This is a genomic window from Candidatus Zixiibacteriota bacterium, assembly GCA_016933955.1.
GTDB lineage: Bacteria > Zixibacteria > MSB-5A5 > GN15 > PGXB01 > JAFGTT01.
This window is the reverse complement of record JAFGTT010000004.1, coordinates 64,459-88,349: the sequence shown is the minus strand read 5'-3', so window position 1 is coordinate 88,349 and position 23,891 is coordinate 64,459. Positions and strand designations below refer to the sequence as shown.

Here is a 23,891-nt window from a genome sequence, read left to right as displayed (position 1 = left end):
CTCCAAAAATTTACAACCATTGGAGGGTTAGCGTGAAAAAAGCAATATTACCGGTAATACTTCTGGCCTTGATCGGTTTATCAGCATCAGGGACTCTGGCCGAAGAATCTATTGGGTTGGCAACCGGGTGTCTGACGACGGCCGATGCCGCTGATTTTGGAGTCGGCTATGTCGGCGGTTTTGCAGGTTTTGGAGACGACGTGACATCGGTATTCGGAACAGTGACTTATGGTTTTTCGGATTATACCGAAGGTCGACTTAAATTTGGTTTTGCCGATCTTGATGCACCCAATACGGATCCGCAGATATTACTGGGTGTGGATATGAAATACGAATTGATGGATTATTATGATAAACTGAAAAAGAATCCCTTCGATCTGGCTGTGGGCGGTTTCATCGAATACGTCGATTATGAGAATTACTCTACCTTCGAACTAGGTGCCAACGTGATCGGTTCCCTGCCTTTCAAATTCAATTCCGGTCACAGGATTATTCCTTACAGCCGGTTTAATATTCGCTGGGAGCGGTATTCTGCTAATGATGATTCCGATTCGAATTTCCGTCTGGGGGCAAATTTCGGCGGTAAATTTGAAGTTACCAGGGAATTCAGTCTTTATGCGGAATTGCAAATTGATGGTAATTCCGGGCTCTTTACCGGTTTGGAATTCAGGGCTTTCTAAAAGGCCAATAGTATTTAAAAGGAATTTGGCTCCGGTAATTGACCCCCGGGGCCTTTTATAATGAGTTATCTGGATGCCATTATTCTCGGTCTGGTCCAGGGATTGACCGAATTCCTGCCGGTATCATCTTCGGGACACCTGGTTATAGCCGAAAATCTCCTTCATGCAAAAATCCCCGGGGTCCTGTTCGAACTGGCAGTACATTTCGGGACTCTGATGTCGGTTGTCATTTATTTCCGGCGGAAGATTCTGGATTTGATAAAATCGCTCTTTATTCCCGCCATGAAGAAAGAAAGGGCCATGGTCTTTTATCTTTGTATCGGGACCATCCCGGCCGTGATAATAGCCATTCTTCTCAAGGATAGTATTGAACAGGCTTTTTCCTCACCGCTGGTGACGTCAATTCTCCTGCTGGTAACCGGCCTGATTCTTTTTTCCACGGCTATTCCCAGAAGAAATGAAAAGGATAGTACCATTGGAAATTCGATCATGGTCGGGATCGGGCAGGCCCTGGCCATCTTTCCGGGAATATCACGATCCGGAACCTCCATTTCATTCGGCCTTTTTTCCGGGTTGAAACCGGTGGCCGCCGCGGAATTCTCGTTTCTCCTTTCAATTCCCGCCATTATCGGGGCGATTGTATTCAAGGCGAATGAAATCGCCACAGTAAATCCGGCTATGATCGGGCAATATATTCTGGGTACCACCATGTCATTCCTCTCCGGTCTGGCGGCGGTTTATTTTCTTCTGGATATTATTCGCAAGGGGAAGTTCGAATATTTCGGAATTTATTGCACTATTGTCGGATTCGGCGGCATAATTATATTCGGTTGAAGGTATGCACAAAATACTTGTCATCCGACTCGGCGCAATTGGGGATGTGGTTCTGACCTCAGCGGCCGTTCTGAATTTAAAGCTGTCATATCCCGGTGCCAGAATATATTTTCTGGTCAGGGAGAAGATGGCTGGTCTGGTAAAGAAATTTGCCGGGGTCGATGAAGTTCTTACCTTTCCCCAGCATGCCGGAGCCCGCGATCTGTTTCGTATGGGCGAGTTTCTTGATTCCATCGGTTTCGATCTGCTGGTGGATTTTCACGGTAATATTCGTTCCAGATACCTGATGAAGCATGTCCATGCTTCGCGCAAGGTACAATACCCCAAACGCCGATTTCAAAGATTTGCGGCGGTAAAATGGAAAAAATTCGGTGATAATCATCCGCATACTATCGACCAGTATAATAAGGCAGTAATTAAAAGCGGGGGGAAAGTTTATGCTCGTCGCCCGATTATAAAACTCGATTATGAGAGGGGCGGTAATTCGCTGTTTGAAAATGACCGTCCGATAATTGCCATTGGCCCGCAGGCATCTTATCCGACCAAGCAATGGTTTCCGGAGAGATTTCTCGAATTGATGGCTGAAATTATTGAACAGCTTGGGGCTAATATCGTCATTCTACTGGCGAATAAGGATCCGGAAATTGAGAGTTTCGCCGAAAAAAAAGGGCTTGAAAAAGTGCGCGTCATGGTCGATACGCCGCTTGAAGAACTGGCCGGAATTATCTCACAATGCGGGCCGTTGATTTGCAACGACTCGGCTCTGTCACACCTGGCTTCCGCAGTGGGCACCCCGGTTCTGGCATTATTCGGACCGACCCACCCGGTTCTGGGTTTTTCGCCCCGCGGTTTACGTGATTATGTCATGGAGGTGGATGAATTTTGCCGACCCTGTTCACTTCATGGGAGACGGCCATGTTTTCGAGACCATCGGTATTGCTTCGAGCGTATTACCGTCACAGAGGTGCTTGACCGGGCCACCATGATGCTGGAGTCGCGGTTAAAGGAGGAGAAGGCTATTTTTATCGATCGTGACGGAACTCTGATAAAGGAAAAGAACTTTCTCCATAAACCATCGGAGGTGGAACCCGAAAGGCAATCAATCGAAGCCGTTAAACTGGCCAACCGGACCGGATTTAAAGTTGTGGTGGTTTCCAATCAATCGGGAGTGGCCCGCGGTTATTTCGGTGAGGATTCGGTCAGAGCCGTCAACAGCCGGATTCTTCAGTTATTCAGTGATCGGGGAGCGATGATCGATGATTTCCTGTATTGCCCGCATCATCCGGAAGGTGTCATTACTGAATATAAACTGATCTGCGAATGCCGTAAACCCGCTCCGGGCATGGTTGAGGCGGCCTGCCTGAAACATAATATCAATCCGCACCGGTCTTTCATAGTCGGTGATTCTCTGAGTGATATCAACCTGGCGCAAGTTATGGGTGGTCGGGGAATTCTGGTCCGGACCGGATGTGGGCATTCAACGGAGGAAAAACTCGTTGGCGATAATGCCATGCGGCCGGATTTGATTACAGATAACCTGTATGAAGCCGTAAAATATATTACGACTGATTCGACAGGGTAAATTATGATTATACCGGCCGCATATGCTGAGAAGCTTGACAATAAACGGGTAAAATGCCGGCTATGCCCGGCGGAATGCCTGCTGACCGAAGGCAAATATGGGATTTGCGGCGCCCGTTTCAACAAGCAGGGAAGACTTATGGTCGAGAATTTCGGTGAATTAGTCTCGGCCGCCTATGATCCTATTGAAAAAAAACCTCTTTTTCATTTTTATCCCGGCTCAATCATTTTCTCCACCGGGGCCAATGGCTGCAATTTCAATTGTGATAACTGCCAGAATTGGCAAATTTCCCAACAACAGGTTCCTACCCAATATGTATCTCCCGAGGATCTGGTTGGATTAGCCGGGGATCGTGGTTCGATCGGGGTCGCCTATACTTATTCCGAACCGATGATATGGTTTGAGTATATCCTCCGGGCGGGACATCTGGTTCATGAGGCGGGGTTGAAAAATGTCCTGGTTTCGAATGGCTATATTAATCCCGAACCGCTTAAAGAACTCCTGCCGCTGATAGATGCCGCCAATATCGATCTGAAGAGTATGGATCCTGAATTTTACAAGAAAGTCTGTAAAGGAAGGCTGGAACCGGTCCTGGAAAATATAGCGGCCTTTTATCGGGCCGGAGTCAGGCTCGAGATAACCAATTTAGTTATAACCGATCTCAACGATACCGATCAGGATTTTGAATTATTGGTTGATTTTGTCGCCGGTCTTTCAAATGATATCCCCCTTCATTTTTCAGCCTACTACCCGTCTTATAAAATGAAAAATCCGCCGACAAAGATTGACAGATTAATGAAGGCTTATGATCTGGCTTCGAAGAAATTGAATTATGTTTATCTGGGAAATGCTCGGTTGCCCGGCCGGGAGAATACGATTTGCCCTAAATGCGGAACAAAGCTTATAAATCGTGACGGTTATCATATAGAGATTCTATCGCTTACAGCGGGTAAGTGTGACGAATGCGGATTAGATACGGGAATACCGATGTTGCCGTTGGCGAAATCGTTCAATTAAACATTTTACGACCTCGCCGATACATAGGGATAATGCTGCTCCTGCTCGCCGGCGGAGGGGGAAAAGCCAATGACAACCATAATTGAGGCGTCGTTGTTTTAAATTTGGGAGTTATGTTCTTTAGAGTTTAAACATGTTCGGATTAAGGCTTAAAATACTGCTTCCTGCCATAATTACTCTGGCTATCCTTCCATCGGTTTTATCGGCCCAGTTCTACTTCGGCCAGAATAAGGTCCAGTATACCAATTTTAACTGGCAGGTCATGGAAACCGAGCATTTTCGTGTGTTTTTCTACCCGGAAGAAGAGCAGATTGCCAAAATCGCGGCCAAGATTGCGGAGGACAGTTATCGATCATTAGCCATGCTATTCAACCATGAAATATATAATAAAACCCCGCTCATTATATACAGCTCACCAAATTATTTTACTCAGACCAATGTTATTTCATATTTGCTTCCCGAATCAGTCGGCGGCTTTACCGAGTTTTTAAAGGGACGAGTGGTTGTCCCTTTCCATGGTTCATATTATGATTTTACTCATGTTATCCGCCATGAACTGGTCCATGTTTTTACCATTTCTAAACTGGAGGCTGTGACCTCCCACCAGCAAATATTGCGTATGGCTTCTCCGCCTTTGTGGTTTATGGAGGGAATTGCGGAATTCTGGTCGGTGGAGTGGACCAGTGAGGCCGATATGATCGTGAAAGATATGGTCATCGGGGGCAATATCATTCCTATCGAACGAATGTACGAAGTCTCCGGGTCGTACCTGATGTACAAATTGGGACAATCCATCTGCCAGTTTATCAACGATAAATACGGTTCGGATAAGCTGATTTTAATCCTGGAGAACTGGTGGAAGGGTCATGATTTCAGAGAGATAATGGAAATCACGCTTGGTGAACCTATCACAGAAGTCTCCCGGAAATGGGAATACAGCCTGAAGAAGAAGTATTTCCCGCAAATCGCCACGGCCGGACTGGCCAAGCGTGAGGCCACGCAATTGACCAAGGATGGATACTCACTGAAGGGAGTTCCAATCAAACTGGGCGATAGCAATGATTACCGGGAATGGATTATATTTAAGGCCAATAAACGGGGTTATTCCGGGATATATATGATGCCTCCGGACGGGGAGAAGAAAAAGTTGCGAACGCTGTTAAAAGGCGAACGCACGGCCGGTTTCGAATCATTACATCTTTTTCAGAGCGGAATTGATGCCAATTCTGAAGGCCGTATATTGTTTTCATCCAAATCCAAGGAAACCGACGTCCTTTATTTATATGATATCTTCCATGAGAAAGTAACCAACCGTTATGAATTTCCCGGTCTGGCCGCCATTGTCTCACCTCGCTTTTCGCCGAATGGGAATTACGCTGTTTTCAGCGGCTCCCGAATTGATGGAATCGCCGATATTTATACTCTGAACCTGTTGACAGGTGATCTTCAATCGGTCACCAACGATCTGTACTATGATACCGATCCGGCCTTCAATCAGAGCGGCGATTCGATTATTTTTGCTTCGGATCGATGTCTTTACGGAGATAAAGGCGCGGTCAATCTCTACAAAGTGCCATTTGACGGAGGAACACCGATTCAAATAACTTCGGGTAACTGGCGCGATGCCTCACCTGATGTGTCGGAAAACGGCATATATTTCTCATCCGATCGGGATGGAGCATACAATATCTATCGCTTGAATGAAGACGGCTCTATCAATAAAATTACATCGCTTCTAACCGGGGCTTATGATCCGAGACTGACTCCGGATCGCAAAAATATCATCTTTTCCGGCTATCAGGATTTCAGTTTCCATATTTATCGTCAGTCAGTTCAGGACAGTATTCTCCTGGCCGCCGATACCCCCCCAGCTGGCAAGGTTTTCTGGAAACCAGGGATGCTTAATAATGATTATCTCCGGTCATCGGTCAAGTACCATACTGAATATTCCTTTGATATCGCGCAGTCGGCCCTTTCTTTCGATCCTGTCTATGGTGCTCTGGGCGGTCTTCAGGTGGCCCTGTCCGACATGCTTGGCGATTATACCATCTACTTCCTGTTGACCAATACGGCGGAGACCAAAGACGATATCCTCAGCAGTTTTAATGCGGCCGTGACCTATATAAATAAAAAGAATCGACTTAACTGGGGTCTCGGGGCCTTTCATTTTTATGATGATAATTACTATAACGATTATGAAGGCTATTATTCCGAACGCCAGGTCGGTGGATTGGTATATGTCAATTATCCCATTTCCAGATTTAACCGCATAGAAACCTCAACCTATCTTCGTTATTCCAGAAAAGACATGTGGATGTTTCAGTACCTCCGGCGGGCGGCTTTGATGACCAATTATGTTTCTTTTGTATCGGACAATTCTCTGTGGGATATTTCCGGTCCGATAGAGGGCCATCGCTATAATCTCACTTTCGGCCTGACCACCCGTCTCGATGAGGGGCGGCAATACAATCGAATCGGGCTGGTTGATCTGCGTCATTATTTCCGTCTGGGTAAATATTCGGCCTTTGCCACCCGGATGTTCGGTTACAGCTCCAGCGGCGTGGAACCGCAGCGTCTTTATTTCGGGGGCAGCTGGTCATTCCGGGGTTATGAGCGGCGGGAGTTTTATGTCCGAAATATTGTCTTTAATTCCAATGAATTACGATTCCCCCTGATCGATAACTTGATGATCGGATTTCCATTCGGCGGGATTGGCTTCCAGGCCATTCGGGGTGCCATCTTTTTTGACGCCGGTTATTTGTCCGACCGCGAATTCCATTTCCTGGATGATGAGTTTTTCGATCGGCTGATCGGGTCATACGGAGCCGGATTCCGGATTGCCCTGGGGCGGATGGTGGTTTTGCGTTTCGATTTTGCCAAAACCACCAATTTTGCCAAGACCGCGCCGGGGACCAATTTTGAATTTTTCTTTGGCTGGAATTTCTGATGACAAGATTATTTCTTCCCCTGATAATTATCGCCGGTTTATTGGTTTTTTCCGGATGTGCCAAAAAATACCGCCTTTCGAGGGAAACTGCCGCCCCGGAAAGCGCCTGGGTTTACCCTCGAAAAGATATCCGGGCCAGTGGTCAGATCAATTCCCATTTTTCCGGTCGCCTTGATCTGAAATGGGAAGTCGATGTGTCCGAGGGCCCTATCGGCCCCATGACGATTGGAGCCGGGACTCTCGTTTTTACTGGTTCCCGAAGACGGATATATTTCTTTGATATGAAATCGGGGAAAAGCCTCGGAATTTACCGGGCCCGCCGCAATGTTCCCACCGGGGTGGTGGTGGTCGATTCTCTGGCCTATCTGGGAGTGGCTCCCGGTTGCAATGAGTTTTTATGTCTTAATCTCCATAGTCGAAAAGCAGTCTGGTCCAGAAACTTAAAGGATGTCAACGGGGGGCCGATAATTATAGATAACCGAATATATATCGGCTCGGACCCGGGTTTGCTTTTCTGTCTTGACCGTCTGACAGGAAAAGTCATCTGGAAACAGAAAGTGGATGGCAAATGCCTGGCCGGACCGAGTGGTAATAATGAGACGGTTTATTTCCCGCTCGACAACGGGACCCTGACAGGATTTGATGCAATGAATGGTGCGAAGGTGCTGGAAATAAAACTGGGTCAACCGCTGGTATCGAAGACCGTCGTGGGAGATCGGCTATATGTGGCGGGGATCGAGGGAAGTCTTTTTGCCATCGACCGCGGCTCCGGTCTGGTCGTTTGGGATCGGAAATTCGAATATCCGATCTGGACAACGCCTGCCCTGGATGACGGATGCCTGTACCTGGGTGATAACGGAGGGATCTTTCGGGCCCTGAAGGCCTCCGATGGTTCGACTCTCTGGGAATTCGAGTCCGGCGGAGTGATCCGTGGTTCTGCCATTGTCGCGGGTGATTACGTTTTATTCCCATCTCTGGACAGATTCCTGTATTGTCTGGATAAACAGACCGGCCATCTCGTGTCTCGCCGGGAATTCAAGCACGGCATCAGTTTCTCGGCCATAAGTGACGGGAAAAATATTTATGTTGCGGCGGATGACGGTACCATTCAGTGTTTTGGAGAATGATATGAATGACTATTTTTATTCGGAGAATGACCTCAATATAAATCTGAATGAGTATGTCAACGAGACTCTGCGGGAATTTTACCTGGCCTCAAAAAAAGTATCCATCTATTCAGCAACCCATCCGTTATCCCGGAAGGCCATCGGACATATTTTTCTGATGATGGATAAGCTGTTCAAATATAAAAAATATATTAATCTGCATATTGCCTCCGGTAACCTGTATGCTCTCAATATCAGAATGCGCCGTTCGGTTTTTACGGATCAGATCATGGAATTCATGCAGATCCTCGATTTGAGTGATATTCTGTTCGAGTGGCGGTTAACGGTCGATGATCTGTCTCTTTTCCTGGAACGACTGGTAAAAAAACTGCCGATTTCCGATTACCGGAATCTGATGACATCGTGGCTGGAAGAGCATAAAATCGATACCATCCATATTAATTCCGAAATCGGACAGCAGTTATTCGAACACGGAATTCAGTTTTACGGTGATCTGCCGGATGATTTTTCGGTCAGAACCCTGGTGGGACAGGTTATCGGAAGTGATTACGAGATGCTGGTCGATCTTCTGGCCAATGAAAAACTTGATGTCGACGACCTTGTCCGGATGAATAAGTATGATTATCATCCGGCGCTGATCAGATACTTAATCTCGGAAAAAATCGCCGCCATGCCCAAGGAAAAAATAATCGATGTTCTCGGGGGCCGAATACTGTCAGCCCTTGAATCGCATGACATAATTAAAGGCGTCGATCCGGCGGAACTGAACAAAGCCAGGGAAATGATAGCGGCTCTTAATTATCACCCTCAGCGGGAAGATATTCTCAATAAAATCGGCAATATTATTCTTGAAAAGGGGATCGGTCGCGATATTTATGCCGACTTGTTGCCCAAGACCAGCGCCATTAAAATAGAATCCTCCGAAAAAATCGACCAGTTTTTATATGCTACGTTTAACGATGCTCTGCCTGGATATAATCTTGATGAATTTCAGGATATCTTCAGCCGCCTGCTTCGAACCGGTCAGGAAGGTAAGGCCCGTTCGGTAGTCAATATCCTGATAAACCATCTGGCCGGACCAGACCTTAATTTCCGAAAATATGCTCTGATATTATTTCATCACATATTTGAGGTGTATCCGAAAACAACCGCTGGCTACCTGCTGGACCACATTATCATCAAGATAAACGAATATACCGCCGACGGTCGCGATACTTTCGAATTCTCAGATTTAATCTGGGAGCTGGCCCTGGCAACCCTCAAGGAGAAGAACTATCGTCAGCTGGATGCTCTGTGCGGGATTATTGAGGGAAAAAGATCATGCCATGAGGGCGTCTGGACCTATGAGTCAGTGGCTCTTAAAAAGGCCATCGAGGAATTGAACCGCCGCGAAATAATCGCCCAGCTGGTGAATGACCTGGTTTCGGGTTCGGGAACGGTCAGTCAACTGATAAAACACATTCTGGTAACAATTGGGTCCGAAGAAGTCGCTCTGGCGCTGTCTCATATCATCTCACACGAATCGCGTCAGGTAAGAATGATGGTATTGAAAATACTTTCCGAGATGGGGCGCGCTTCGCTGGTGGTGTTTTCCGATATACTCAAAAATGAAAATTTCTTCGAACGGGAAGCCGGGAAACGGGAACTGCCCGACGATAAATGGTACGTAATTCGCAATTCCATCTTTGTCCTGGGCTCCCTTAAAGATCCCGATGCTTGTCCGGCGCTTAGAATGGTCATCAGCGATGAGGATACCCGGGTGCGTCTGGCGGTGGTCCAGGCCCTTGAAAAAATAGGTGGCGATAAAGCGGTTGACCTGCTGTTAATGGCGGCTAATGACAAGGAACATGAGGTTCGCGAAGCGGCCCTGATTGCATTGGGCTTGACCGGTAATATGGAGATCGTTCCGGAATTGATCGATATTGCCGAAAAACAACCCTCGGAAATTATAAATGCAATTGTGGTGCTGGGAAAACTGGGCGGGAACGATGCTAAAAAATTTCTCAGTTGCCTTCTGAATGATCGCCAGTGGCAATCAAAATTCACTTCGGGGCGTTCCTCTCGTGATGACCTTCGACTGGCCACAATTAAGGCATTAGGACGTATTGGTGATACGGAATCATTGTCCAGCATCAAGCAATTTAACGAATCCATGAAAGCCTCGCAAAAAATTCTCTTTGGCGGTTCAAAACTCTCCAGGGCCGCTGAGGATGTCTTGAACCGCGATAATAAATAAACTGCCAAAATATCAATAATTTCGCCATTCTGGCATGCCTTGATGCCATGATGGCACATATGAAATGCCGTTGTGGCAGTATTTTTTCTTCGTAATTTTACCATCAGATATTAATATTATGTCCCATAATGTCTTACGATTATTGGCACGATTCTTGATTTAATATCTATTGAAAATTGATAAAACAAAAAAACTATATAAAGAAGGAGGTTGATGAAAATGACACTCGTACGTTACAACCCGAACAGACTGCTGAAAAACTTCGGCGGTGAATTTGATTCGTTCTTTGAAAACTTTTTCAATGCTCCGGTTTTTAAAGGCAACACGGATTGCGATTTCATGCCGAGGGTTGACATTGTAGAAAATAAGGAGGCTATCGATCTGCATTTTGAACTGCCCGGAATGGAAAAGGATCAGATCAAGGTTATGGTCGAGGATGGTGTCCTGACGGTCAGCGGTGAGCGGAGACAGGAGAGCGAAGAAAAAGACAAGAACTATATCCGTACCGAACGGTCCTACGGCTCTTTCTCCCGGTCTTTCACTCTGTCCGAAAATGTCGATCATGAGCATATCCAGGCCGAATATAAAAACGGAATTCTGAATGTATCGCTCAAGAAAACGGAGAAAGCCAAACCGAAAGAAATTTCTGTAGCGGTTAAATAATGCATCTGTAGGGTCGGATATGAGACCTGTGAAGCGGGCGGGTGTATGATCCGCCCGTTTTTTTCGAAATAAGAAAAGAAAGGAAGACAATATTATGGGTAAAACAATTGGAATAGATCTGGGAACCACCAATTCGGTGGTGGCCGTTGTCGAAGGAAAGGACCCGGTGGTAATTACCAATTCCGAAGGCGGCCGAACGACTCCATCGGTATTTGCCGTGGATAAAAACGGGGAACGGCTGGTCGGTCAGGTGGCTAAACGCCAGGCGGTCAGCAACCCGCTTAATACCGTCTTTTCCATAAAGCGTTTTATGGGACGGAAGTTCGATGAGGTCAAGGAAGAAATCAAGAATTTCCCTTTTAAGGTGAAATCCGATAACAAGGCCGATGCCGTAGTGGAGATTAACGGTAAAGATTTCGTTCCGCCCGAGATTTCAGCGGCCATCTTAACGAAAATGAAAAAAACGGCTGAGGATTTTCTGGGACAAAAGGTCACCGAAGCGGTTATCACAGTTCCCGCTTACTTCAATGATCGCCAGCGTCAGGCTACCAAGGATGCCGGGCGTATTGCCGGTCTTGAGGTCAAAAGGATTATCAATGAACCGACGGCGGCGGCGCTGGCCTATGGTCTTGACAAGAAAAAGACCGGAAAAATCGCCATCTATGATCTTGGCGGCGGGACTTTCGATATTTCCATCCTGGAATTATCCGAAGGCGTCTTCGAGGTTCTTTCAACCAATGGAGATACTCACTTGGGCGGTGATGATTTCGATAAGCGGGTGATCGACTGGCTGGTGAGTGAATTTAAGAAATCGGATGGAATCGATCTCTCACGCGATCCGATGGCCCTCCAGCGCCTTAAAGAAGCGGCTGAAAAGGCAAAGATTGAATTATCCGCAACCGTCGAAACGACTATTAATCTGCCATTTATTACGGCCGATCAGAATGGCCCGAAACATCTCAATATGACCCTGTCCCGGGCGCGGTTCGAGCAGTTGGTTGATGATCTCCTTGAGAGAACCATTGAGCCCTGCCGCATGGCGGTCGGCGATGCTAAAATCAGCTTCAATGATATTAATGAGGTTGTCCTGGTTGGCGGTATGACCCGGATGCCCAGAGTTGGGGAATTGGTTAAAAAGCTTTTTGGCAAAGAACCCAACAAGAGTGTTAATCCAGATGAAGTGGTGGCGATCGGAGCGGCAATCCAGGGGGGAGTTCTGGCTGGCGATGTCCACGATGTTCTGCTTCTCGATGTAACCCCGCTGTCGCTCGGAATTGAGACGCTGGGTGGAGTCACGACCCATCTGATCGAGCGGAATACGACTATCCCGACCCGCAAGTCCCAGGTTTTCAGCACCGCGGCGGACAGCCAGACGGCGGTCGATATTCATGTTCTACAGGGCGAACGCGAGATGGCGATTGATAATAAAACCATCGGGAAATTCATCCTGGATGGTATTCCACCCGCCCCGCGCGGGATTCCGCAGATTGAGGTCACTTTTGATATCGATTCCAATGGAATTCTGAATGTGACAGCCAAAGACGTGGCCACAGGCAAATCTCAGAATATCCGGATTGAGGCCTCCTCGGGGTTAACTGAACAGGATATCGAGAAAATGGTCAACGATGCTAAATCGCATGAATCCGAGGATAAGGAAAAGAGACGGAAGATTGATGTGCGGAATGTGGCCGATGCGACTGTTTTCCAGACCGAGAAAAATCTGAAAGACTATGGTGAGAAACTGGAACCCGACAGCAGATCGAAGATTGAAACCGCGGTGGCCAGGGTGAAAAAGGCGATGGAATCGGACAATATTCCGGAAATTGAAGCGGCCGTCAATGATCTCAACCAGGTTTGGCAGTCGGCGGCGGCAGGTATGTACCATCGGACCTCAGCCGGATCGGGTGGGCAGACCCATAAAAATATGGGCGGGGCATCATCCGGCGCAGGCGGACCCGGAGAGAAATCATCTCAGGGTGAACCAACGGTCGATGCCGATTATGAAGTGGTTGAGGACGAGTGATAAAAAGGGGGCCTTATGGCCCTCTTTTAATTGACAATGATGAGAATCTGCTTTAAGCTGTTATTGCCGTATATCTACAAGGAAGGTGGCTGATGAGAATAGATGTCTAAGAATTACTATGAAATTCTCGGGGTGCCCGAAAACGCTTCGGTTGATGAAATAAAAAAGGCTTTTAGAAAACTGGCCATGAAATTTCATCCGGATCGCAATCCCGGAAATAAAAGTGCCGAAAATCATTTTAAGGACATTTCCGAGGCATATGATATTCTTGGCGACGAACAGAAACGTCGCCAGTACGACACCATGCGAAAATACGGCGCCTTCGCCGGAACCGGTTTCGATCCCCGGCAGGGAAGTGCCGGAGGTTTTGATCCATCGAAGTCCGGGCAGAATTTTCGTTTCGAGGATCTTGGCGGACTGGGATCATTTGCCGATATTTTCAGTTCTATTTTCGGTGGTGAAGACCTGTTTGGGCGGAGGCGTGGAGGGATGCCGAGACAGCCGCAGAAACGCCGTGGAAGTGATATTACCATAAAGCTTCCGATTGATTTTTATGAGGCGGTGAAAGGTGCTACCAAGACCATTCACCTCAGCAAGCCGACTACCTGCCGGGTCTGCGGCGGAACCGGTGAACAGGCCGGAAGCGGTCAACATGTCTGTCCGCAGTGCGGGGGCAGAGGAACGGTCAGTTATGCCCAGGGGGCCTTTTCTATTTCCCGCCCCTGTCCCAGATGTCTGGGCAAAGGGATAATCCCGGGAAAGCCCTGTGACCGTTGCGGCGGCTCCGGGCGTGTAAAGGAAAAGAAAACCATTAAGATAAAAATCCCCGCCGGTATTAGTGATGGGGGCCGGATTCGCCTCAAAGGAATGGGTAATCCGGGTACCAATGGCGGGCCGGAAGGAGATTTAATAGTCATCGTGAATGCCGGAAAGAATCAGCAGTTTGATCGCCAGGGGAATGATATTTATACCCGGGTGGAGATACCCTATCCGAAGGCGGTTCTGGGCGGTAAAGTCCAGGTTAAGACTTTGACCAAAAATATCAGCCTGAATATACCGCCGGGAACCAAATCGGGAACAAAACTGAGGCTGAAGAGAATGGGTCTTTCGGTCAATGGATCACAGGGTGACCAATATGTCGAAATCGGGATTGCCGTTCCCACTGAAGTTACAGCGAAACAACGGGAACTTCTTGAAGAACTGGCCAAAACCTTTTAGGATTTACCGGAATTCAAATCGCCGGGCGGAATAAGATTCTCATCGATTGAAACCCCGGAATTATTCCGTATGAAGATTATGCCGGATATGAATGGCAGGCGGTGATATATATGAATACTAACAAGTTGACTCAGAGATCGGCCGATGCTTTGAATTACGCTCAACAACTGGCCCAATCGGAATCACACGCGGAAGTGATGCCGATACATCTTCTGGCGGCCCTTCTCAATCAGCAGGAAGGACTGGTCGGTCAGGTAATCAAGAAAATCGGGATTGATCTCGAGGAATTGAAAAATAAAGTATCCGAGCAACTCGGCCTTTTGGCCCGCCAACAGGGGGGACAGATTTATGCCTCGAACCAGCTAAGCCAGGTGCTGTATCGAGCCGAAAACGAAGCGACACAATTGAAAGATGAATATGTTTCAGTGGAGCATCTATTCCTGGCCCTGCTGGAAATTAAAAGCCGGGCGCAGGATATTCTCAAATCATCCGGTATCAGACGGAATGATGTCTTGAGTGCTCTGGCTACGATACGAGGCAAAAGCCGGGTTACCGATGATAATCCGGAGTCGAAATATCAGGTTCTTGAAAAATATTCCCGCGATCTAACCGCCATGGCCCGCGCCGGAAAGCTGGATCCGGTTATTGGTAGAGATGATGAAATCAGAAGAGTAATAAAAATACTCTCTCGCCGGACCAAAAACAACCCGGTTCTGATTGGCGAACCGGGCGTCGGTAAGACGGCTATTGTGGAAGGCCTGGCCCAGAAAATAGCCATCGGAGAGATCCCCGAAACCCTGAAGGACAGAACCGTAATCGCCCTTGACCTGGGGTCACTGATTGCCGGTTCCAAATTCCGTGGAGAATTCGAGGAACGGCTGAAAGCCATTTTGAAGGAAGTTGAAAGTTCCGGGGGCAAAATCATTCTGTTTATAGATGAACTTCACACCATTGTCGGAGCCGGTGCTGTTCAGGGGGCAATGGATGCCTCCAACATGCTCAAGCCGGCGCTGGCGCGGGGAGAATTGAGATGTGTCGGGGCCACCACTCTGGATGAGTATCGCAAGAATATCGAAAAAGACGCGGCCCTGGAACGGCGTTTCGCTCCGGTCCTGGTCGAACCGCCCAGCGTCGAGGAAACGGTATCAATTCTCCGCGGTCTGCGAGAGCGATATGAATTGCACCATGGTGTTAAAATCAGGGATGAAGCCATGGTTGCGGCGGCCCGTCTTTCAGACCGTTATATTGCCGATCGTTTTCTACCCGATAAGGCCATTGATCTGATCGATGAATCGGCGGCGGAACTTAGAATAGCTATTGACTCCATGCCCGAGGAACTGGATACGGTCGAGAAAAGGATTCGGCAATTGGAAATTGAAAAAGAGGGAATCAAACGCGAAAAGGACGCCGGTGACCGGATGAAACCGATTGAAGAAGAATTGAAAGATTTATATGTCCGGCGGGATGATTTAAAAACTCAGTGGCTTAAGGAAAAAGAAGCAGTCGATAGCATTCGAACCATCAAGTCCGAGATTGAGCAATTTAAACAAAAGGCGGCCGAGGCGGAAAGAAAGGCCGACTACGAGGAAGCCGCCAGGATAAAATATGGTTCCCTGGTCGAAGCTGATAAAAAACTTCAATTCCTCACCCACTCTCTGACCTCGATTCAATCAAAATGTAAATTGCTGAAAGAAGAAGTTGACGCCGACGATATCGCTGAAGTCGTTTCCAAATGGACCGGTATTCCGGTTTCTCGTTTGACCGAATCAGAAAAAGAGAAACTTCTTCATCTTGAAGACAAACTGCACGATCGGGTGATCGGCCAGGATGAAGCGGTAAAAGCAGTAGCCGATGCCGTCAGGCAATCGCGGGCGGGATTATCCGATCCCAACCGGCCGCTGGGATCGTTCATTTTTCTCGGTCCCACCGGAGTTGGCAAAACCGAACTGGCCCGAGCCCTGGCTGAGTTTCTATATGGCACCGAAGATGCCATTGTCCGAATCGATATGTCAGAATACATGGAGAAATTTTCAGTTTCGCGACTGATCGGAGCGCCACCGGGGTATGTCGGCTATGAAGAAGGGGGACAGCTTACGGAAGCGGTCCGGCGTCGGCCGTACGCTGTGGTCCTGCTTGATGAAATCGAAAAAGCTCATCCGGAAGTGTTTAATATCCTGCTTCAGGTGCTCGATGATGGCCGTCTGACCGATAACCAGGGACGAATTGTCAATTTTAAAAACATCATTCTGATAATGACATCAAACCTTGGAGCCGAATATATCCAGTCCGAATCAGCTCGGATCAGCGATTCCAACCGGGATGAAATCTATTCCAGGATGAAATCGGAAGTTCTTGCCATCCTCCGGCATAATCTTCGCCCGGAATTTCTCAACCGGGTCGATGAGACTATTGTCTTTGCGGCTTTGAATCGCATGGAAATCACGCAGATTGTCAAACTTCAATTCCGACGGCTGGAAAAGCTCCTGGCCGACCGGCAGATTGAGGCGAGTTTGAGTGGGGCCGCTCTGGAATATCTGGCCGCGATCGGGTATGATCCGGCCTATGGTGCCAGACCGATCAAGCGTCTGATAAACAAGGAATTGAGCCAAACAATCGCCAGGATGATTCTTTCGGGAGAATTAAAACCGACCGGACGGATTAAGATTGATTATAAGGATGGTTCGATTCATATCAACCAGGAAGAAGTTACTGATATCAAGACATCATCCAGCTGACATTCGTGGTGGAATTAATTAATAGCGGCCGCCCCTGGGATATCCCAAAGGCGGCTTTTCTTATGGGTTTACATGGGTTCTGATTCTTCTGGAAATGATATTCTCGGGATTGATACCGGCATTATTCCTGATTTTCATGAAATAGACCGTGGTGTCAGAAAGAGCTGATGGAATAAGATGACTTTCAACCATATTCCCCCGGGTCAATTGCCCTAGATACTCAACCTTCAATAGATCAATTCGTGAAAACCAGGCCGGGTGAAATGATATCGAACCGGTCAGGCTTATACAATCCGAAACATCGGTAGGTGAAGGCGGATCGGGGGGAGGATAAAGCAGCGCTGTTATGGAATTGATTTTTGATTGCGTAGCTCTGGCAAGATCAGGGCTAATAGCGGAGTAAACACATATATTCAGTTGCCCGATCGCTTCCTGCCCGATATTTTTCAACACCTCCATACCGGCTCCGGAATTTTTCCGAGCCAGAAACTGCTCATATAATTCCCCGCCGGTTCGACAGGCATAATCAGGATCCGGCAAAGCAACCTCAGTTCCGATATATTTGTTCAGGAAAGACGGTTTGGCCAGCAGAATAATCCCAAGGCCGAGAAAGATTATAAGCAGGGCGGACAGGGTATATTTCAAGGCCTTGATTTTTGCCAGAGCGGTACTCCAGAGAACTTTGATTGTCAGGAAAAGGAAGATTAAGATCAATACAATTATGACGATCCGGGCGCCGGTTCGAGCCAGACTGCTGACGAAGACTTTTACATTGTATTGTCCCTGCTCGATTATCATACCCTTTTTTTGTTCCAGTTGCCCAATCGCGTCTCCCAGGGCGGCGCTGAAGTCACCGGTAATTTCCGTAATGGAATCTTTAATCTGGGCCATTCGTTCGGCCGTGGCGCGGTCAAGACATTCCCGGTCCTGTTCGATCATCTTGTCTATTTCGCTTTTCAATTGCCCGGCCTTAGCTTTAAGTTCCTCCAGGAGTTGCATCAATTTGCCCTTGGCCGCTTCTTTAATGCCATCGGATGTACTCTTCAGATAATCCAGCACCTGAGTCATTTGATCGGTCAATTCCGTCACAGTCTGACGGATTTGCACACCCGCTTCCCCCGATACCCGACCGGCGGCATCCTGAAGATCCTGAATCAAGCCTTCTAATTCTTCTTCGGGGAATTTGAATGAAAGACATCCCGCATTGAATATCAGAGGTGCCATTATCCCCAGCATCAAGACCCATATGGCAAATAGAGATACCGGTTTTTTTAAATTCTGCGGCATAAGCTTCTCCTTAATGCCCAAATTTTCACATAAATAATTACTATGCTCTATTACTCGTATTATTAATATCCATCGGGGCAAATATCCCGATTAAAGTCGCCGGATTATGTCCCGGCGACCTTAAAGTTTGATTTACATGGAATCCCGGAATACCCGAACCGGCTGCATTATAATCGCCTCCGGCCTGACATTGGGGATTACCCTTAATTTCATGAAATACTGCGTCGTATCATGCTTTATCAGAGGCACCGCGCTTTCTCTGAGAACATTACTGCCGACCAGTCTTTGCAGTTTGTTCACCTTCAGGAGATCATACTTGGATAGCCAGGATGGATTGATTGATCTGGAACCGGTGGAGCTTTCACAATCGGATACGACTGGAGTCGATGACGGCGGATCGGGGGGCGGATATAAAACCGCGGCGATGTCGCCGATTTTATTTTGAATGCCCCGGATGAAATCGGTACTCATCGACGTGTAGGCACAAATGCTCAGATAATGAAGTGCGGAATCTCCGGTATTTTTCAGGAGCAGGGAGTCGGCCTCGGTATTTTTGAGATTCATAAACTGGCTGTAAAAATTATCGCCGTTTTCACAGGCATTATCGGATTTGGGGATTTGTACCTCATACCCGATGATTTTCCCCAGAGTGACAGGACTGAGTAAAAGAAAAACTCCCAGAGCAATGATAATTACCGCCAGGGAGGGGAGACCGTATTTCAAAGCCGCAACTTTGGGGAAAGCACCTTTCCAGAGAGCCCGAATCAACCAGAAAAGCAGGATAAAGATAAATATCAGGATTATGACTTTGGCGATTATATTAATAGTCGAATCGACCATTACTGTGATATTATAGGTGCCTCGATCTATTACCGAGATAGCTCTAAGATAGATCAGGTTCACGGCGTCACGAACGGCGGCACTGACCTGCTGAATAATATCGACGATAGAATCCTTAACCTGGGCGATACGCTCGGCCAGTGCCTGGCTGATACATTTAATATTATCCTGAATCATCTGGTTAACTTCACGCAGAAGGTTGCGTGCCTGTTTAATCAGATTGTTCAACAGGCTGCGGATCTGCGCCGCGGCGGCATTAATGACCTCGATAGCCGCCCCCTTAAGCTGGTCAATGCAATCCCGCATTTGACTGGCCATTTCGGCGATGCTTTGCCGTAGCTGAACTCCAGCCTCGCCGACAATTCTTGATCCGGCATCTTCAAGATCCTGGATCAGCCCCTCGATTTCGTCAATGGGCAGAATAATTTTAATATCACCCCCACCACCGCCGGCAATGGCATTGACTGGTATGATATTGATTGTCAGAATGGCCAGCGTTAAAAGGGCCATGGTCTTTCTCAGTTTTAACAGCATATTCACCTCCTGGTATTTTGCCCGGAAAAGCTTTATTGACCATAGACAAACGTAAATGTGGTTCCCTTGTTTTTCACAATTGTCCCGCGTCGGGTCTGGCTCCAGTTTCCAATGGTAACCTTCATATCCCAGGTCCCCGGCTTCAATTTTTTGCGCTCCAGCGAGGGAGCTGGATTAACATTGGTCGGGGTTACCTCATAGGTTTTGTTGACATTAAAGGAACCATCGCCGGTACCTTCACCGGGTGTGACTATTGTTCCCGTAAAGGCAACGGAAATATATTGAGTGGTACCCTGTGTTCCCAGGGCGGTCAAATTCTGGATTTCCAGAATCGCTTCACCACTGGCGCGAACAGGTGTCGGATCGACTTCATCCGGAATACACCCGCATCCATCACATCCCCCGCAACCCCCAATTCCAAGACCAATAGCCAGTATTATCATCAGATGCAGGATGGCCCAGCGGACAGGGATATTTTCCGGGAATCCCAAAGTCCTCAAAAGTTTTCGCGACATAACTTGCCTCCTTTTGCAGGTTGATGCCATTTAAATAAAACTTAGAAATCTCGAGATAATTGATGCCTATTTCGTGATGAACTGATCGTGCTGAAAAGCAAATCGAAATAGTCTATTTAAATTAAAGGAAAGATTCTATATACAATTTGTCAAGTTTAAAATGAACGGAATTTGATCATGAATGTTATAGGTTGTAAATGCGGTATACGATTATTCTTCAGAATCGGTTATGCGCCTCAGTTCGTTTATTGCCTGGTGAAGATGTTCTGCAATATCAGTATGGAACCTTCTCTCAGCGATATGTGCCTCATAAATAACGATTTCTGATATCAGGTCGAAATATGTGATCGAGACGATATCGTAAATCGCCCCGGGATCATCCGTTTCAAGAGTCGTGAATCTCAGGCTGTCGGAATTAATACCCGGTTTATTGGCGATAAAAGACAATCCCTCATGGGTTTTTATATAATGGGCCGAATCCCTGGTGATAAATTCCTGGAAGGCCATAGAATCTTTCGGGAAGATCCAGACATAAATTATCATATCGGAATAATCATAGGATTGACTATCGGGATACATGGCGGCCGTATATCCGTCAAGATGGGCGTTATCAAGATCAAGAATCCATCCGGATGGGGCGCGGAAGAAATAAGCATATGTCCCTCCTTCGTAATAAGCATAATCGGAGCTTTTGGCGGTCATTTCTTCCGCGCCGGAAATAAAAAAACATATAAGCAAAATAATCGCCCAATACTTCATTTCTGTCTATCCCGTTATTCGCAACCAATATAATAGTTTTAAACGGACAAGGGCAAATGGTGATTGAACTTAAGAGAATAATCACGGTTTAAAAAACTTGCGTATGGGCCAATAATCGGCTATATTAATAATCTTTATGGAAGTCATGTTCTATTTGGCGTGCCAAACGGTTGTGTTATAAACATATATAGTGAGGTAAAATATGGCAGGAATCGTCGGCTACGGCGCTCATATTCCACGCCACCGGATCCAGGTCGAGGAAATCGCCAAGGTCTGGGGGGCGGATGCGCCCAGCTACAAGAAAGGATTAATGCTCAGGGAAAAATCGGTCCCGCCGCCGGATACCGATACCATTACTCTCTCGGTGGAAGCCGCCAAAAACGCTTTCAAGAGAGCCGGTCATGTTAAGCCGGCGGAAATAGGGGCCATTTATATTGGTTCCGAATCACATCCCTATGCTGTGAAACCGTCCGGAACAGTGGTGGCCGAGGCCCTCGGCGCCACGCCTGATATTCATTGTGCCGATTATGAGTTTGCCTGTAAAGCCGGATCGGAGGCTATGTTTGTAGCCCTTGGATTGGTTAAATCAGGTTATGTAAAATACGCTTTGGCAATCGGAGGTGATACCTCTCAAGGAGCGCCCTCGGACGCTCTGGAATACTCGGCGGCAGCCGGGGCCGCGGCCTTCATTATGGGGATGGATAAACTGATAGCCGAGGCTCTTTATACTTATTCCTTTATGACCGACACTCCGGATTTTTGGCGTCGCGAACATGAGTTTTATCCTCAACATGCCGGGCGTTTTACCGGTGAACCGGCTTATTTCAGAACCACCATGGGCGCCGCCAATGGAATTTTGAAAATGTCGGGTATGAAACCGGCTGATTTTAAATATGCCGTATTTCATCAACCCAACGGCAAATTCCCGCAAAGGGTGGCCGGAATGCTTGGTTTTACGCAGGAGCAGATCGATCCCGGGTGGTTATCACCGCGGCTGGGGAATACTTATTCAGGTGCCTCACCGATCGGGTTGACATCGACTCTTGATGTAGCTCAACCCGGAGATATGATCCTGATGGTTTCGTACGGATCAGGTGCCGGTTCGGATGCCTTTATCTGGAAAGTTACCGAGCGTATAAATGAAGTCCGCGATAAGGCTGTTAGAACGACCAAACTGCTCGATGAAAATAAAGTATACGTTGACTATGGAACCTATGCCAAATACCGGCGCAAAATCCTGAAGAATAATTAGGAGGTGAGATCAATGAGAGACGTTGCAGTAGTTGGCATAGGCATGACCAAATTCGGCGAGATATGGGAAAAATCATTTCGCGACCTCTATGTCGAAGCGGCTCTGGCCGCAATCGATGATGCCGGAGTGGATCATCTCGATTCCATGGTTATCGGTTGTATGACCTCCGGATTATTTGTTGGCCAGGAGCATCTCGGTTCTCTTATGGCTGACTACCTGGGGCAGAAACAGCTGGCCGCTTCACGGGTGGAATCAGCCTGTGCCTCGGGTGGACTGGCTTTCAGGACCGCTTTTCTTGAAATCGCTTCAGCGGCCTCGGATATTGTTATGGCCGGCGGTGTGGAAAAAATGACCGACATTTCCGGTGACGGGGCAACCTACGCTCTGGCCGCGGCGGCCGATCAGGAATACGAAGTTTTCCACGGCGCCACTTTTCCGGGATTGTATGCCCTGATGGCGGTGGCCCATATGAATAAATACGGAACCACGCGGGATATGCTTTCGGCCGTGGCGGTCAAAAATCATCACAACGGTTCCATGAATCCCTATGCGCAATACCCCTTTAAAGTCACTATGGATCAGGTGGCCAAATCGGTCAAGGTGGCCGATCCGCTTAATATCCTGGATTGTTCTCCGATTACTGACGGGGCGGCGGCGGTTATTTTAACGACGGTCGAGATTGCCAAAAAACTGGGCAAGCCAATTATCAAGATAATCGGTTCTGGCCATGCCACCGATGCCATTGCGCTGCATTCCCGTGATGATTTAACCACTCTCAAGGCGACTACCGTGGCGGCCGAGAAGGCTTTCAAGATGGCCGGGAAGACCATCAAGGATATCGACTTCGCCGAGGTCCATGATTGTTTTACCATCGCCGAATTGATGGTGATGGAATCGCTCGGTCTCTATACTCCCGGCAAAGCCGGTCAGGCGGTACTAAACGGGGAGACTGCTCTTGACGGCAAGTTCCCGATTAATACCTCGGGCGGTCTTAAATCGAAGGGACACCCGGTGGGCGCCACCGGTGTGGCCCAGGTGGTCGAAGTGGTCAAGCAGCTTCGCGGCGAGGCCGAAAATGGCCGGCAACTGAAAAGTAATCCGAAAGTCGGTATGACACAGAATATGGGTGGTTCCGGTGGATCTACTCTGGTTCATATTATGGAGGTGGCCTGATGTTTCCATCACGTATCTGGAGAGAAAGCAAACATCGTTATCGGCTCGAGGCGGGGAAATGCAAGAAATGCGGGAAGATAGTTTTTCCATACCGTTTGATCTGTCCCGAATGCGGTCATCGTGAATTCGAGAATATCAACCTGCCCGATACCGGCAAGCTGGTAACCTATACAGTTATTCGCGTGGCTCCTTCGCAATTCACCGACCAGGCTCCTTATGCCGTCGGTATCGCGGAATTGGCCAACGGTGTCAGACTGCTGGCCCAAATTGCCGACTGTGAGATCGAGAAACTCAAAGTCGGGATGGATATCCGAATCGAATTCCGTCGTATCCAGACCGATGGGCACCACGGTGTCTTAAGCTACGGTTACAAATTTGTACCCAAGTGGTACTAATTAATTTTAAATAGTACAACCGGGCCGCCATTTATTGCGGCCCGGTTTCACCCGCCATCCTGAATCCATGGGCA

Annotated in this window: 18 protein-coding genes; 14 read left to right on the top strand and 4 right to left on the bottom strand. The window is 47.8% G+C overall.

Features of this window, described 5'->3' with window-relative positions:
• Positions 1-32 precede the first annotated feature (32 nt).
• The 11 genes from JXQ28_01000 to clpB all read left to right on the top strand — a co-directional run bounded on the left by JXQ28_01000 (position 33) and on the right by clpB (position 17,062).
• Positions 33-680: a hypothetical protein gene (locus JXQ28_01000; protein ID MBN2276300.1), complete on the top strand. Its 648-nt coding sequence runs from the start codon at positions 33-35 to the stop codon at positions 678-680.
• A 60-nt stretch (positions 681-740) separates the two neighbouring features.
• Positions 741-1,514: an undecaprenyl-diphosphate phosphatase gene (locus JXQ28_00995; GenBank protein MBN2276299.1), complete on the top strand. Its 774-nt coding sequence runs from the start codon at positions 741-743 to the stop codon at positions 1,512-1,514.
• A 4-nt stretch (positions 1,515-1,518) separates the two neighbouring features.
• Positions 1,519-3,096, top strand: coding sequence for an HAD-IIIA family hydrolase (locus JXQ28_00990; GenBank protein ID MBN2276298.1), 1,578 nt, complete (start codon positions 1,519-1,521; stop codon positions 3,094-3,096).
• Between the two features lie 6 nt (positions 3,097-3,102).
• Positions 3,103-4,113 carry an AmmeMemoRadiSam system radical SAM enzyme gene (gene amrS, locus JXQ28_00985; protein ID MBN2276297.1) on the top strand — a complete coding sequence of 337 codons (1,011 nt, stop codon included), beginning with the start codon at positions 3,103-3,105 and terminating at the stop codon, positions 4,111-4,113.
• Between the two features lie 133 nt (positions 4,114-4,246).
• Positions 4,247-7,060 carry a PD40 domain-containing protein gene (locus JXQ28_00980; GenBank protein ID MBN2276296.1) on the top strand — a complete coding sequence of 938 codons (2,814 nt, stop codon included), beginning with the start codon at positions 4,247-4,249 and terminating at the stop codon, positions 7,058-7,060.
• The gene (locus JXQ28_00975; GenBank protein MBN2276295.1) at positions 7,060-8,187 is read left to right on the top strand and encodes a PQQ-binding-like beta-propeller repeat protein; all 1,128 of its coding nucleotides are present in this window, start codon (positions 7,060-7,062) and stop codon (positions 8,185-8,187) included. Before JXQ28_00980 ends, JXQ28_00975 begins: the two co-directional genes overlap by 1 nt.
• Position 8,188: 1 nt before the next feature.
• Positions 8,189-10,423 carry a HEAT repeat domain-containing protein gene (locus JXQ28_00970; GenBank protein MBN2276294.1) on the top strand — a complete coding sequence of 745 codons (2,235 nt, stop codon included), beginning with the start codon at positions 8,189-8,191 and terminating at the stop codon, positions 10,421-10,423.
• 219 nt (positions 10,424-10,642) lie between these two features.
• A complete protein-coding gene (locus JXQ28_00965) occupies positions 10,643-11,086 on the top strand; it encodes an Hsp20/alpha crystallin family protein (protein MBN2276293.1) in 444 nt (147 codons plus the stop codon).
• 94 nt (positions 11,087-11,180) lie between these two features.
• The gene (gene dnaK, locus JXQ28_00960) at positions 11,181-13,109 is read left to right on the top strand and encodes a molecular chaperone DnaK (GenBank protein ID MBN2276292.1); all 1,929 of its coding nucleotides are present in this window, start codon (positions 11,181-11,183) and stop codon (positions 13,107-13,109) included.
• A 102-nt stretch (positions 13,110-13,211) separates the two neighbouring features.
• Positions 13,212-14,327 (top strand): molecular chaperone DnaJ, encoded by a 1,116-nt coding sequence (gene dnaJ / locus JXQ28_00955; protein MBN2276291.1) that lies wholly within the window; start codon positions 13,212-13,214, stop codon positions 14,325-14,327.
• 110 nt (positions 14,328-14,437) lie between these two features.
• Complete coding sequence (gene clpB, locus JXQ28_00950; protein MBN2276290.1) at positions 14,438-17,062, top strand: ATP-dependent chaperone ClpB; 2,625 nt, start codon at positions 14,438-14,440, stop codon at positions 17,060-17,062.
• Positions 17,063-17,122: 60 nt separating this feature from the next.
• Here clpB and JXQ28_00945 read toward each other — a convergent pair whose 3' ends face one another.
• The 4 genes from JXQ28_00945 to JXQ28_00930 all read right to left on the bottom strand — a co-directional run bounded on the left by JXQ28_00945 (position 17,123) and on the right by JXQ28_00930 (position 20,976).
• Positions 17,123-18,349 (bottom strand): apolipoprotein A1/A4/E family protein, encoded by a 1,227-nt coding sequence (locus JXQ28_00945; protein ID MBN2276289.1) that lies wholly within the window; start codon positions 18,347-18,349, stop codon positions 17,123-17,125.
• A 132-nt stretch (positions 18,350-18,481) separates the two neighbouring features.
• Positions 18,482-19,723: a hypothetical protein gene (locus JXQ28_00940; GenBank protein MBN2276288.1), complete on the bottom strand. Its 1,242-nt coding sequence runs from the start codon at positions 19,721-19,723 to the stop codon at positions 18,482-18,484.
• Positions 19,724-19,755: 32 nt separating this feature from the next.
• Positions 19,756-20,238 carry a hypothetical protein gene (locus JXQ28_00935; protein MBN2276287.1) on the bottom strand — a complete coding sequence of 161 codons (483 nt, stop codon included), beginning with the start codon at positions 20,236-20,238 and terminating at the stop codon, positions 19,756-19,758.
• Between the two features lie 210 nt (positions 20,239-20,448).
• Entirely contained in the window at positions 20,449-20,976 is a 528-nt protein-coding gene (locus JXQ28_00930; protein ID MBN2276286.1) for a hypothetical protein, read from the bottom strand.
• A gap of 223 nt (positions 20,977-21,199) precedes the next feature.
• On the opposite strand from JXQ28_00930, the gene JXQ28_00925 reads away from it, so the two are divergent.
• From JXQ28_00925 to JXQ28_00915, 3 genes are read left to right on the top strand one after another with little or no spacing between them, the layout of a single operon-like run.
• Positions 21,200-22,249, top strand: a complete 1,050-nt coding sequence (locus JXQ28_00925; GenBank protein ID MBN2276285.1) for a hydroxymethylglutaryl-CoA synthase — start codon at positions 21,200-21,202, stop codon at positions 22,247-22,249.
• Positions 22,250-22,261: 12 nt separating this feature from the next.
• Positions 22,262-23,422 (top strand): thiolase domain-containing protein, encoded by a 1,161-nt coding sequence (locus tag JXQ28_00920; protein ID MBN2276284.1) that lies wholly within the window; start codon positions 22,262-22,264, stop codon positions 23,420-23,422.
• A complete protein-coding gene (locus JXQ28_00915) occupies positions 23,422-23,817 on the top strand; it encodes a Zn-ribbon domain-containing OB-fold protein (GenBank protein ID MBN2276283.1) in 396 nt (131 codons plus the stop codon). Before JXQ28_00920 ends, JXQ28_00915 begins: the two co-directional genes overlap by 1 nt.
• Positions 23,818-23,891: the final 74 nt, after the last annotated feature.

Coding starts and splice junctions, on each gene's coding strand:
- JXQ28_00995 (MBN2276299.1), top strand. CDS start 741: ATGAGTTATCTGGATGCCATTATTCTCGGTCTGGTCCAGGGATTGACC.
- JXQ28_00920 (MBN2276284.1), top strand. CDS start 22,262: ATGAGAGACGTTGCAGTAGTTGGCATAGGCATGACCAAATTCGGCGAG.
- JXQ28_00925 (MBN2276285.1), top strand. CDS start 21,200: ATGGCAGGAATCGTCGGCTACGGCGCTCATATTCCACGCCACCGGATC.
- dnaJ (MBN2276291.1), top strand. CDS start 13,212: ATGTCTAAGAATTACTATGAAATTCTCGGGGTGCCCGAAAACGCTTCG.
- JXQ28_00970 (MBN2276294.1), top strand. CDS start 8,189: ATGAATGACTATTTTTATTCGGAGAATGACCTCAATATAAATCTGAAT.
- JXQ28_00940 (MBN2276288.1), bottom strand. CDS start 19,723: ATGCTGTTAAAACTGAGAAAGACCATGGCCCTTTTAACGCTGGCCATT.
- JXQ28_00965 (MBN2276293.1), top strand. CDS start 10,643: ATGACACTCGTACGTTACAACCCGAACAGACTGCTGAAAAACTTCGGC.
- JXQ28_00915 (MBN2276283.1), top strand. CDS start 23,422: ATGTTTCCATCACGTATCTGGAGAGAAAGCAAACATCGTTATCGGCTC.
- JXQ28_00935 (MBN2276287.1), bottom strand. CDS start 20,238: ATGTCGCGAAAACTTTTGAGGACTTTGGGATTCCCGGAAAATATCCCT.
- dnaK (MBN2276292.1), top strand. CDS start 11,181: ATGGGTAAAACAATTGGAATAGATCTGGGAACCACCAATTCGGTGGTG.
- JXQ28_00975 (MBN2276295.1), top strand. CDS start 7,060: ATGACAAGATTATTTCTTCCCCTGATAATTATCGCCGGTTTATTGGTT.
- JXQ28_00945 (MBN2276289.1), bottom strand. CDS start 18,349: ATGCCGCAGAATTTAAAAAAACCGGTATCTCTATTTGCCATATGGGTC.
- clpB (MBN2276290.1), top strand. CDS start 14,438: ATGAATACTAACAAGTTGACTCAGAGATCGGCCGATGCTTTGAATTAC.
- JXQ28_00990 (MBN2276298.1), top strand. CDS start 1,519: ATGCACAAAATACTTGTCATCCGACTCGGCGCAATTGGGGATGTGGTT.
- JXQ28_00980 (MBN2276296.1), top strand. CDS start 4,247: ATGTTCGGATTAAGGCTTAAAATACTGCTTCCTGCCATAATTACTCTG.